General features: G+C 63.7%; 8 protein-coding genes. All 8 read left to right on the top strand.

Translation table 11 applies throughout. From position 1 onward, the window contains the following. Window positions 1-723, top strand: a complete 723-nt coding sequence (locus Q4I12_RS12625; protein ID WP_006004328.1) for an ABC transporter ATP-binding protein — start codon at window positions 1-3, stop codon at window positions 721-723. Window positions 724-1,002: 279 nt separating this feature from the next. Next, window positions 1,003-3,663, top strand: a complete 2,661-nt coding sequence (locus Q4I12_RS12620; RefSeq protein WP_302261808.1) for a M16 family metallopeptidase — start codon at window positions 1,003-1,005, stop codon at window positions 3,661-3,663. Window positions 3,664-3,973: 310 nt separating this feature from the next. Continuing rightward, a complete protein-coding gene (locus tag Q4I12_RS12615) occupies window positions 3,974-4,891 on the top strand; it encodes a DUF2333 family protein (RefSeq protein ID WP_204625310.1) in 918 nt (305 codons plus the stop codon). Window positions 4,892-5,454: 563 nt separating this feature from the next. Next, the gene (locus tag Q4I12_RS12610; protein WP_302259935.1) at window positions 5,455-5,817 is read left to right on the top strand and encodes a transposase; all 363 of its coding nucleotides are present in this window, start codon (window positions 5,455-5,457) and stop codon (window positions 5,815-5,817) included. Then, the gene (locus Q4I12_RS14000; RefSeq protein WP_367891474.1) at window positions 5,726-6,268 is read left to right on the top strand and encodes an IS5 family transposase; all 543 of its coding nucleotides are present in this window, start codon (window positions 5,726-5,728) and stop codon (window positions 6,266-6,268) included. The genes Q4I12_RS12610 and Q4I12_RS14000 overlap by 92 nt, the downstream gene beginning before the upstream one ends. A 121-nt stretch (window positions 6,269-6,389) precedes the next feature. Beyond that, window positions 6,390-7,415, top strand: a complete 1,026-nt coding sequence (locus tag Q4I12_RS12605; RefSeq protein ID WP_302261805.1) for a molybdopterin-binding protein — start codon at window positions 6,390-6,392, stop codon at window positions 7,413-7,415. A 51-nt stretch (window positions 7,416-7,466) separates the two neighbouring features. Further along, the gene (locus tag Q4I12_RS12600; protein ID WP_302261804.1) at window positions 7,467-10,196 is read left to right on the top strand and encodes a molybdopterin-dependent aldehyde oxidoreductase; all 2,730 of its coding nucleotides are present in this window, start codon (window positions 7,467-7,469) and stop codon (window positions 10,194-10,196) included. A gap of 211 nt (window positions 10,197-10,407) precedes the next feature. Next, window positions 10,408-12,771, top strand: coding sequence for a pyridine nucleotide-disulfide oxidoreductase/dicluster-binding protein (locus tag Q4I12_RS12595; protein WP_302261802.1), 2,364 nt, complete (start codon window positions 10,408-10,410; stop codon window positions 12,769-12,771). Window position 12,772: the final 1 nt, after the last annotated feature.

Genomic DNA, 12,772 nt, shown 5'->3' with positions numbered 1-12,772 from the left:
ATGCTGAAAATCAGGGATCTTTACGTTCGTTACGGCGGCATCGAAGCCGTGCAGGGTGTCAGCCTGGACATCAAGCGCGGCAGCATCGTCACGCTGGTGGGCGCCAACGGCGCCGGCAAGAGCAGTATCATCCGTTCCATCGCCGGCCTGAACAAGAATATCAGCGGCGAGATCTCGCTGACCCGCAAGGAAGGCGACGAACCTGTCTCCCTCATCGGCCTCAAGCCCGAGGAGATGGTGCGGCGGGGCATCTCGCTTTCGCCGGAAGGCCGTCGCATCCTGCCTCATCTGACCGTGGTGGAGAACCTGCGCCTGGGCGCTTATTCGCGTACCGACAAGGACGGCATCAACGAGGACATCGAGCGTGTCTATGCGTTGTTCCCCCGCCTGAAGGAACGCCACTGGCAGAAGGGCGGCACGCTTTCGGGCGGTGAACAGCAGATGCTGGCCGTGGGCCGTGCGCTCATGAGCCGTCCGGACATGATCATGCTCGACGAGCCCTCGCTGGGTCTGGCCCCGCTGCTGGTCAAGGAGATCTTCAACATCATCCGCCGCATCAACGAGGACGGCATGACCGTGCTGCTGGTGGAGCAGAACGCGTTCGCGGCTCTTTCCGTGGCCCATTACGCCTACATTCTCGAAGTGGGCCGCGTGGTGCTGGAAGGCACCGGCCAGGAACTGCTGGAGAACCCCAAGGTCAAGGAAGCCTATCTGGGCGGCTAGTTCCGGCATCATCGACATGCAGGGGAGGGGATGTTTCCGCAAGGGACGCCCCTCCTTTTTTTATGCATGGCGGCAGGGGAGCACGAATCCCGTCGCTTCGGCTTTCGTGCCCGCATCACACAGGGGCTTCGGCTCTTGTCAGGCGGGCCTTCTGACATTACTGTCCGAAAACGGAAGATGCAGGACCGGCTGCCGTCAGGCAGGGGGACCGGTCCGTGCTGTTCCCCGGATGTCTTCGGAGGGGCCGGAGACGTCCGCAACCCTTCATAAGGAGTACCCATGCTGCGCATTTCTCGCCATGCATTGCTCATCCTTCTGCTGGGGATCCTGCTTTTGCCGCAGCTCGCCGCTGCCGCGCCGCAGGCCGCCCCGGCCAATCCTTCAACCTCTGGTAACGACACCATGCTCGTCCGCCTCAAGAACGGCCTGACGGTCTACATCATCCGGGACAGCCGCTTCCCGCTGGTCTGCACGCGCCTGTTCGTTGGCACGGGTTCCGCCAACGAGACCGCCGAGCAGGCGGGCATCAGCCATGTGCTGGAGCATATGGTCTTCAAGGGTACGGAGAAGCGTCCCAAGGGGCAGGTGGCCCGGGATGTGGAATCCTTGGGCGGCTATCTCAACGCGGCCACCAGCTTCGACAAGACCTGGTTCATCACCGACATGCCCGCCAAGCACTGGAAGACGGGCATGGACGTGGTCAAGGACATGGCCTTCCATCCTTCGCTGGATCCGGCCGAGCTGGAAGCGGAAAAGGACGTCATCGTTTCCGAACTCAAGGGCGGTGACGACACGCCCACCCACCGCCTGTTCGAGGACCTGCAGGTGGCCGGTCTGGCCCACACGGTCTACGGGCGCCCCATCATCGGCTTTGAAAAGACCATCCGGGCCGTGACCGCGGACGACCTGCGGGCCTATATCCGTACCTGGTACCAGCCGCAGAACATGATGTTGCTGGTGGCCGGCGACATCGATCCCAAGGCCGTGCTGGCCCACGCCGAAGAGCTGTTCGGCGACCTGAAGAACGACACCATCCTGCCCGAGCCCGCTCCCGTGCAGCTGGAAGGCGCCGCGGGCGGTCCCCGTGTCGAGGTGACGTACGGGCCGTGGAACAAGGTCTATCTGGGCATCGCCCTGCCTGCCCCCGCCCTGGGCGACCAGCGCTCCATCGACCTGGACGTGCTGGCCTATGCGCTGGGCGGCGACGGTACCTCGCAGTTCTATCGCAAGTACCGTTACGAAAAACAGCTGGTGGACAGCATCAGCGTCGGCAACATGAGCCTCAACCGCGCGGGCCTGTTCTATATGGTCGCCCAGCTGGATGCGGACAAGGTGGAGCCTTTCTGGCAGGAGTTCACCCGCGATCTGGCCGCGCTGGACGCCGGCAAGATCACGCCCGACGTCATCGAGCGGGCACGCTTCAATTACGAGGACGGCATGGACCGCGCCAGCGAGACCCTGGACGGTCTGACCTCGTGGAAGGCCACGGTACAGTTCGAGCTGGGCGGGCCGCAGGGTGAAGCCAATGTGCGTCATGCGCTGGCCGCCGTGGACAGCGCGCGCCTGCGCCAGGCCCAGGATCTCTGGCTGCGCCCCGACCAGGTGCGCGTGCGCGTGCTGGCGCCCGAAAAGGCCAAGCTGCCCGATCTGGATGCCATTTTGCAGCGCAACTGGCCCGCGCCTGCCGTGGAGCGCCAAAAGGCCGCTGCTGCCGCGGAAAAGGTGGGCAAGCGCGAGATCGTCGATCTGGGGCAGGGCCGTACCGTGATCCTGCAGCCGGACCGCACCATCCCCTATGTGTCGCTGGAGATCCTGCGCCCCGGCGGCAATGCGCTGCTCAAGCCTGCCGACCAGGGCCTGGCCCAGCTCACGGCCGCCACCCTGACCGACGGTTGCGGCACGCGTGACCTGGATGCCATGGAACGCTTCGTGGCCGAACGCGCCGCTTCCCTGAGTGCCTCGGCGGGCGTGCAGAGCTTCACCGTTTCCCTGACGGGCCCGGCCCGCTTCAATGCCGATTACTTCGCCCTGCTGGGCGATCTGCTGCACAAGCCCACCTTTGCCGAAAAGGACGTGCGCCGTCAGGCCGATACGCTGAAGGCGGCCCTGGTGCGCCGTCAGGACAATCCCATGAGCTTCATGGGTTCCAAGATCAACGGTTTCCTCTTCCCCGGCGGCCAGCCTTACGGCTTTGACGGCCTGGGCACGGCGGAGAACCAGGACCGCTTCGGTCCCGGGGACGTGCAGGCCTTCTGGAAACAGCAGAATGCCCAGCCGTGGATCCTTTCCGTGGCCGGGGACTTCGACCGGGAAAAGGTGCTGGCTTTTGCCCGCAGCCTGCCCGTGCCCACCGCGCCTGCCGTGGATGTGCCCCAGCCGACCTGGGGCGTCGACAAGCGTCTGCCCCTGTCCCTGCCCGGTCGCCAGCAGGCCCATCTGCTGCTGGCCTTCCATGCCGTGCCGCTGGATCATCCCGACGCTCCGGCGCTCATGCTGCTGGAATCGGTGCTTTCCGGCCAGAGCGGCCTGCTGTTCAACAAGCTGCGTGACGAGCAGGGCCTGGGCTACACGGTGACGGCCTTTTACCGCAGCCTGCCCGAAGCCGGTTTCATGGCCTTCTATATCGGGACCACGCCCCGCAATCTGGATGTGGCCCGGCAGGGCTTCAGCGGCATCATCAAGGACATCAAGACCGACCTGCTGCCCGCCGAGCTGCTGGCCAAGGGCCTGAACCGCATGGAAGGCAGCTATTATCGTGGTCGCCAGAGCCTGGGCGCGCGGGCCGACGAGGCCGCCAGCGAACGTTTGCTGGGCCAGCCCCAGGACTTCCAGAAGCGTTTGCTGGAAAAGGCCGCCAAGGTGACGCCGGAGCAGCTGCGCGAGGTCGCCCGCAAGTACTTGCTGGTGGACAAGATGTATGAAGTGACCCTGCTGCCCTAGATCAAGGGTGACGGGATGCAATGACAGGGGAAGGGTTCCGGCCGAGGGCAGGGTCCCTTCCCCTTTTGCTTGCGGCAGGGCATTTTTGCCGTGCCGGACAGGCCCGCCATCTTGACCGGCGTCTGGGCGGGCTTATCTCTGAATAAAGTATCCTGACGGCTGACTGACGCCTGTGCTGTTAGGCCAGAGGGGTGCGGCGACTGATGCGCCGGTGCTGCCGGTGTGGAAAGGTTGTCCGGGATATGTTTCCGTTTTGTGGAAATATGTCCTGTCATACGAAAAATGAAATTTTCAATCCTGCGAGGATGACATGAAACTGACGGACATGCATGTGTTTGACAAGGCCCGTGTGGTGGCCAAGACCCTGGGCATCCAGGTATGCCTTTTTGTGGGCCTGCTGGTGCTGGTCTGGGGCAGCCAGGCCTTCTACGGCGTCATCGATACCAAAAAATTCCCCCAGGCCTACACTGTGGGCGAGACGGCGAACCTGAGCGAGAACGACAAGGGCAAGCTGCTGGTGGATTCCGTCACCAATCAGCTGCGCCGCGAGATGGGCTCCACCTTCGGCTGGACCATGAACGACATCGTGTTCAACCGCTTCGTGCTGGATAACCGCGCCTATCGCCAGTACGGGGTCTACCACGCCACACGCGTGCTCATGGACCTGTACTCCACCCAGATCGCCAAGCTGGGCTCCAATGACCGCGAAAGCGAGTTCCTGTACCAGGCCCGCCTCAACGGTTTTGCCGTGGACCCGCGCAGCTTCATGTTCCCCTCGGCGGAAGGCTCCTACAAAAAGGCCCTGAAGCAGGTGGAGGAATACAAGAAGTCCCTGGATACCGGCAAGGGCACCTACAATTGCCGTACTGACGACCTGTACGCGGCCCTGAACACGGTGGTGGGCGAGAACATGCTGGGCTATGCCCTGGGCCTGCTGGCCGATGCCCAGGACATCCCCTTCTATACCCTGGACAACCGCATCTACGAAGTGCAGGGCATGGTGCTGGTCATCCGTGACTTCGTGAAGGCCCTGTACGACCTGTATCCCGAGATCGCCCAGAAGAACAACGCCGAGAACATGGCCGCCGCCATGCAGTTCATGAACGACATCTGCACCTATGATCCCATGTACATCACCTCGTCGTTCAACTCCGGTGAGCTCATCATCTCCTACCTGATGTTCACCAAGAACCGTCTGGAAGACATCCGCGACAGCCTGCGCATCTAGCAGGACGTCCATTCACATGCATCGGCAAGGCCGGAGCCCTAAAGGCTTCGGCCTTTTCGTGCTTATGGGCAGGGCTGCGGAGGGGAGGGGGACGGTGGCCATGCGGCCGTTCGTGCGTTTCCGGCCTGCGGCAGGTAGGGAGGGGATTCCGTTTTTTTCCCGTGATCCTCTTCATGGTCCGGAGCCTCTCCGTTCGCTTGGCCGGGCTCTTGGCGCCTGCGTATCTGTGCACGGACTGGCAGCCGGAGACGGTCGTCATGGTCGATCGGGCCGGGCTCCGGGCGATCGGGAACAGGATCCCGGAAGGGGAGGTTGCCGCTTGGGATACGGACAGAGGAAACTGCAAAAAATAGTGGTGCAACGATGGGCAGGGAAGCAGTGATGATTGTACTTGTTTTCACAATTAAAGGCTGCAAGGCGCACTTTTATCACCGGAAAAGCTCAAAGCGTGACATTCCCCCGGAAATCATTGGAAAAGCGTGCATCATTCGCTGACGCATCAAGCCATCTTAGAGGATGTCCGGCATGTTTTTTGATTTTAAAAGGTGTGGTAATCTCGTCCCATGAAACAAACAGATTTTCGTGATGTGCCTGATGAGCTGTGGGAACGTATCGAGCCTCTCCTTGCCCCGTTCAAACGAAAAAGAAGCGGCGGCAGCAAACCGCTTGCGCAGCGCACGGTTCTGGCAGGAATCCTCTACAAATGCCGGACAGGATGCCAATGGGCCATGCTTCCCGCCTGCTATGGATCAAAAAGCACTGTCCACGAGCACTTCCAGCGATGGAACAAAGCTGGCATCATGGCGGAGATTTTTCGCATCCTTCTTGCTGAATATGGGGAAAAGGTCGGCGTCGACGCCCAATGGCAGGCTATGGACGGCACCTTGCTGCAAGCCCCGACGCGCTCTCAAAAAATCAGCGACTGAGGGCCTTGGACGCAACCCGACGGACAGGGGCCGAAGCGGCGGCAAGATACATCTCCATGTGGATGGTCAGGGTATTCCTCTGGGAGTGACAGTCACAGGTGCCAATGTTCATGACAGCCGCCTGATAGAAGCGACGCTGAAGAACTCCCGGGAAATGGGCGGCTGGTTTCTGGGGTCTGCCGTACGCCATCTCTGTCTGGACAAGGGCTATGACTACCCGCGAGTCAGCGAAGAAGTCTACGTAAACGGATTTGAGGAGCATATCCGCAGCCGGGGGGAAGAAGTTCGGGACCGCTGGAGGACTCCTGCCCACCGCTGGGTAGTAGAGCGGACATTCGCCTGGTTGAAGGGTTTTCGGAGCTTGCGCACTCGCTACTGTTGTTACCTCGTCAATTTTATGGGGCTACTTTACCTTGCTTTGGCCTGTATCCTTTGGAGAAAACTGGTATAGCAAGATGTATGCCGGGCATTCTCTTATTTTATGAGGTTTTTCTTTGCACTTTTTATGAAAACTTGCTATTTCTTTTCCGTATCTCACAGTTTGTTCAGGAGAGACAATGAAAGCTGCTGCCATGAAAACCATTCACGTCAAGGACGCTGTCGGCAGCGTGCTCTGTCACGATATCACCCGCATCGTGCCCGGAGGGGACAAAGGGCCCGTTTTCCGCAAGGGGCATATCGTGAGGGAGGAAGACATCCAAACCCTTCTGGAGGTGGGCAAGGAACATCTGTATGTGTACGAGCCGCAGGAGGGCGTGCTGCATGAGAATGAAGCCGCCCGGCGCATCGCGGCCGCTACGGCCGGGGCCAACATCACGCTGAGCGAGCCCAAGGAAGGGCGCATCAACTACTCGGCGTCCTGTATGGGCCTCTTGCGGGTGGATGTCCCCACGCTGACCCGCATCAATTCGTTGGGAGAGATCACCCTGGCCACGCTGCACAGCATGCAGCAGGTCAGGCCGGGACAGAACCTGGCGGGCACCCGTGTGGTGCCCCTGCTCATCGAGGAAAGCAAGATCGTCGCTCTCGAGCAGCTGGTTTCCCGTCCCGTGGTCGAGGTCCTGCCCCTGCAAAAGTTCAAGGTAGGCATTGTCACTACCGGCAGCGAAGTCTACACGGGCCGCATCAAGGATGCCTTCGGCCCTGTGCTTCGAGACAAGTTCGCCCGCCTTGAATGCACCGTCATGGATCAGGTCTTCACCAGTGACGAAGTGGAGATGACCTCGTCAGCCATCAGCGGCTTCATCCGAGAGGGAGCCGACATGGTGGTGGTGACGGGCGGCATGTCCGTGGATCCCGACGACAAGACCCCCGCTTCCATCCGTGCCGCTGGCGCGCAGGTGGTGAGCTATGGCGCACCGGTCTATCCCGGGGCCATGTTCCTGCTGGGCTATGTGCCCACGGAACGCGGCCGCGTCCCCGTACTGGGGCTGCCCGGCTGTGTCATGTATTACAAGGCCAGCATCTTCGAACTCGTAGTCCCGCGCCTTCTGGCCGGACTGGAGGTGACAGCCGAGGATATCGCCGGCATGGGTCACGGGGGCTTCTGCTCCGGCTGTGGCGAATGCCGTTATCCCATCTGTCCGTTTGGAAAATAGACGGCGCGGCAGCGACCGTCTCAACTTGCAAGCCGTTTCTAGGAGTCGCATATGGAAACGAAAACGCTTGTGGTCAATGGTATTCCCCGTCAGGTCTTGGTGGATTCCGACACTCTTCTCGTTGACGTGCTGCGCAACCAGCTGCAGATCACCAGCGTCAAGGTCGGTTGCGGTCAGGGCCAGTGTGGTGCCTGTTCCGTGATCCTCGACGGCAAGGTCACCCGCGCCTGCATCGTCAAGATGCGTCGCGTGCCCGATCAGGCCCAGATCACCACCCTCGAAGGCGTGGGCACCCCCGCCAAACTGCATCCCCTCCAGGAATCCTGGATGTTCCACGGTGCGGCCCAGTGCGGTTTCTGCACGCCCGGCTTCATCGTGTCCGCCAAGGCCCTGCTGGACTCCAATCCCGCCCCCAGCCGTGAAGAAGTGCGCGACTGGTTCCAGAAACATCACAATATTTGCCGCTGCACCGGTTACAAGCCCCTGGTGGACGCCGTCATGGACGCCGCCGCCGTCATGCGCGGTGACAAGGACATCGAAGAGCTGCGCTACAAGCTGCCTGCCGACGGCCGCGCCTTCGGTTCGCGTCTGCCCCGTCCCAGCGCCCTGGTCAAGGTGACCGGTCTGGCCGAATACGGCGCCGACGCCGCCGTGCACATGCCGCCCGACACCCTGCACCTGGCCTTGGCCCAGGCCAAGGTCTCCCATGCCATCATCAAGGGCATCGACACCTCCGAAGCCGAAAAGATGCCCGGCGTGGTCCGCGTGCTGACCCACAAGGACGTCAAGGGCAAGAACCGCATCACCGGCCTCATCACCTTTGCCGACAACAAGGGCGACGGCTGGGATCGTCCCATCCTCAACGATACCAAGGTGTTCCAGTACGGTGACGCCCTGGCCATCGTCTGCGCCGACAGCGAGGCCCACGCCCGCGCCGCTGCCGACAAGGTCAAGTTCGACCTGGAACTGCTGCCCGAATACATGAGCGCGCCCGAAGCCATGGCTCCCGACGCCATCGAGATCCATCCCGGCACGCCCAACATCTACTATGAGCCCCACATCGAAAAGGGCGAGGACACCAAGCCCTTCTTCGACGATCCCGAAAACGTGGTGGTGGAAGACAGCTTCTACACCCAGCGTCAGCCGCACCTGAACATCGAGCCTGACGTGGGTTACGGCTACCTGAACGAGCAGGGCCAGCTGGTGATCCACTCCAAGTCCATCGGCCTGCACCTGCATGCCCTGATGATCGCCCCCGGTCTGGGCGTGAAATTCCCCGAAGAGCTGGTCATGGTGCAGAACACCACCGGCGGCACCTTCGGCTACAAGTTCAGCCCCACCATGGAAGCCCTCATCGGCGTGGCCGTGCTGGCCACCGGCCGTCCCTGCCACCTGCGCTACAACTACCAGCAGCAACAGCAGTACACCGGCAAGCGTTCGCCCTTCTGGACCAAGGTGCGCATGGCCGCCAACAAGAAGACCGGCAAGATCGTGGCCATGGAGACCGACTGGACCTGCGACCACGGCCCGTACTCCGAATTCGGCGACCTGCTGACCCTGCGCGGCGCCCAGTTCATCGGCGCCGGTTACGGCATCCCCAACATCCGTGGTGACGGCCGCACCGTGGCCACCAACCACGCCTGGGGCGCCGCTTTCCGCGGTTACGGCGGTCCCGAATCGGAATTCCCCTCCGAAGTGCTGATGGACGAACTGGCCGAAAAGCTGGGCATGGATCCCTTCGATCTGCGCGAGCTCAACTGCTACAAGGAAGGCGACACCACGCCTACCGGCCAGAAGCCCGAGGTCATGAACCTGCCCACCATGTTCAAGGCCCTGCGTTCCAAGTATGAGGCCGCCAAAGCCAAGGCCAAGGCGGAATCCACCGACGCCGTCAAGCGCGGCGTGGGCCTGGCCCTTGCCGTGTACGGTGCCGGTCTGGACGGCCCCGACTCCTCCGAAGCCTGGGCCGAACTGAACCCCGACGGCTCCGTGACCATCGGCAGCTCCTGGGAAGATCACGGCCAGGGCGCCGACTCCGGCGCGCAGTGCACCGCCCATGAGGCCCTGCGTCCCATCGGCCTGCCTGTGGAAAAGATCCGCCTGGTCATGAACGACACCAGCAAGACCCCCAACTCCGGTCCTGCCGGCGGTTCCCGCTCCCAGGTGATGACCGGCAACGCCATCCGCGTGGCCTGCGAACAGCTGGTGGAAGCCATGCGCAAGCCTGACGGCGGCTTCTACACCTATGACGAAATGAAGGCCGAAGGCCGCGCCGTGCATCAGGACGGCAAGTGGACCGCTCCGGCCCGCGACTGCGGCAAGAATTGCCAGGGCGAACCCTTCTGCTGCTACATGTACGGCCTGTTCATGGCCGAAGTGGCCGTGGAAGTGGCCACCGGCAAGACCAAGGTGGAAAAGATGACCATGGTGGCCGACATCGGCAAGGTGGTCAACCGCCTGCTCACCGACGGCCAGCTCTACGGCGGTATCGCCCAGGGCATCGGTCTGGCCCTCACCGAAGACTACGAGGACATCAAGAAGCACAGCACCATGGCCGGCGCCGGTATCCCCACCATCAAGGATATCCCGGACGACCTCGAGCTCATCTACGTGGAGACCCCGCGTCCTGACGGCCCCTTCGGCGCCTCCGGCACGGGCGAGATCCCGCTGTGCGGCCCGCATCCGGCCATCATCAACGCCATCTACAACGCCTGCGGCGCTCGCGTGACCCATCTGCCCGCGTACCCCGAAAAGGTGTTGGCGGCCATGCCCAAGAAGTAAATGGAACAATGACTGTCCGGGGGGCCGGTTCGCCGGTCCCCCGTCAGATGCAGACAAGGCTGACGGCATCCTGCTGGAGGGATGCCGTCTTGCCCTGCACCGTTTTTTCTTCCCTGCCCGCCGCAGGCGTGCCGTGTGCCGTATCCGTTGCCTGCCTCCTCATGGGGCATGACGATGCGGGGCCCCTGCCCGCTGGCATCCCGAGGTCCCCATGAGCATTTCCATGAACAGCCAGAGCGCGCTGCATGAAGTGGAGTCCCGCTGCACGCAGGAGCGCCCGCCCCGTTGCCAGTCCCTGTGTCCGCTGGGTCTGGATGCGCGCGCCTTCCTCGGCCATGCCGCCGAAGGCCGCTGGAGCGACGCCCGCAAACAGCTGGAACGTTATCTGCCCCTGCCGGGTCTGCTGGCCCGCGTCTGCGACCATCCCTGCGAACAGGGCTGCCTGCGCGGCGATCTGGGGGGCGCCGTCAACCTGCACGGGCTGGAGATCTTCTGCACGGAGCATCTGGGCGTGCAGACCCGTTCCCTGCCCATGCCGCGCAAACAAAAGCGCATCGCCGTCATCGGTGCCGGTCTGGCCGGTCTGGTCTGTGCCTGGGATCTGGCCGGCAAGGGCTATCCCGTGACCGTCTTCCATGAAGGCGATCCCAAAGCACAATTGCTGTCCTGCTGGCCCGTGCTGGCCGGGGCGGGGGCCGCGGCCCTGGATGCCGCATGGGAGGCCCTGGGCCGCCGGGGCGTGCGCTTTGAGCAGGCCCGCACGGATGCGGCCTGCCTGCAGCAGGCTGCCGGGGAGTACGAGGGCGTCCTGCTGGATGCCGGGACCCTGCCGGAGCTGGCGCCCGCCGAAGACGGCGTGGACGCGCAGATCCTGCACTGGCGGGACAACATCTGCTGCGCGGGTTGGGCCAGCGTCACGCCCACGGGCCACCGTTTCGCGTCCGCGTCGCGGCAGGCCGGGCAGGGCAGGAGTGCGGCCCGGACCCTGGAGCGGCTGGTGGCCGGCGTGTCCCTGACCGCGGCCCGCGATACGGACGAGCGCAGCCTGTACACCGAGCTGGACGGCATCGCGCCGGTGGAGCGGGTCCTGCCCGTCGCGGAAGTCTATTCCGAGGCGGAGGCCCGGCAGGAGGCCGGACGCTGCCTGCAATGCCAGTGCCTTGTCTGCGTCAAGGCCTGCGTTTATCTGCAAAAATACAAGGGCTATCCTCGCGTCTACGCCCGCCAGATGTACAACAATGCGGCCATCGTCAAAGGCCTGCATCTGGCCAACAACCTCATCAACGGTTGCGCCTTGTGCGGGCAGTGCGAGGAACTGTGCCCCGAAAATTTTTCCATGGCCGAGCTTTGCCTGAGCGCGCGGCAGGACATGGTGGAGCGCGGCGTCATGCCGCCTTCGGCCCATGAATTCGCGCTGGAGGACATGGAAGCCGCCAGCGGCCCGGAATGCGCCCTGAGCATCAGGGGAGGGGAGGGCGGCTGGCTGTTCTTCCCCGGCTGCCAGCTGGCGGCCTCGCGCGGGGAGCAGGTGGAAGCCCTCTATGCCTGGCTGCGTGACGCGCTGGCCGGGCAGGGCGAGTTCGCTCCCGGCCTGGAACGCGGGCCCGTGAGCCTGCTGCTGCGCTGTTGCGGCATCCCGGCACGCTGGGGCGGCCGCGAAGAACTTTTTGTCCGACAGGCGCAGGAATTGCGGCAGCAATGGGAAGGGCTGGGCAGGCCGCGGATCATGGCCGCCTGTTCGTCCTGCCTCTCCGTCCTGCGCGAGGTCCTGCCCGAGGCGCGGGCCCTCTCCCTCTGGGAGGTACTGGATGCCCTGCCGTGGCCCGAAGGCACTTCCGGCGGTGCGGACAGGGGCACCCTGCTGACCATGCAGGACCCCTGCACGGCCCGGCACGATACGGCATGGCAGGACGCCGTGCGTTCGCTGGCGCGCAAGGCCGGCATGATCCCGGAAGAGCCGCCGCAGGGACGTGACAGGACGGCCTGCTGCGGGTACGGCGGTCTGGTCTGGTGTGCCCAGCCGGAACTGGCCGAGGCCATGGCCGGTCACCGGGCCGGAGGATTGCCGCATGCGGCCCTCAGTTCCTGCATCATGTGCCGTGACCGTCTGGCGGGCAGCGGCAAGCCCGGTCTGCATCTGCTGGACCTGCTGCCGCAGCTGGCCCCGCTGGCCCACGGTCTGGAGCCGGAAAAGGGCCCCGGCCTTTCGGAACGGCGCGCCCGTCGTGCGGCCTTGCGCCGTCGTCTGGCCCGTGTCTGGCTGGGGCAGGAGCTGGCCGAACCGGCCGCCGGGCGGCTGGACCTTGTTCCCGGCCTGCTGGAAGAGCTGGAGCGTCGCCATATCCTGCTGGAGGACGTGGACGGGGCCGTGGCGGCCGTGGAAGCGGAAAAGGCTTATTTCGTGGATGCGGAGAGCGGCCATCGCCTGGGCGCGTGGCGGCCGCGCAACGTGACCTTCTGGGTGGAATACACGGAAGAAGACGGGCGCTGGCTGCTGCATGATGCCTGGTGCCACCGGATGCGCGTGCCGGGCAGCGGCGGCGTGCAGGAAAACGGCTGCTGCGGGGAGGCGTAGG

This window comes from Desulfovibrio piger (genome assembly GCF_951793255.1).
Classification (GTDB): Bacteria; Desulfobacterota; Desulfovibrionia; order Desulfovibrionales; family Desulfovibrionaceae; genus Desulfovibrio.
This window is presented reverse-complemented; position numbering and strand designations above follow the sequence as displayed.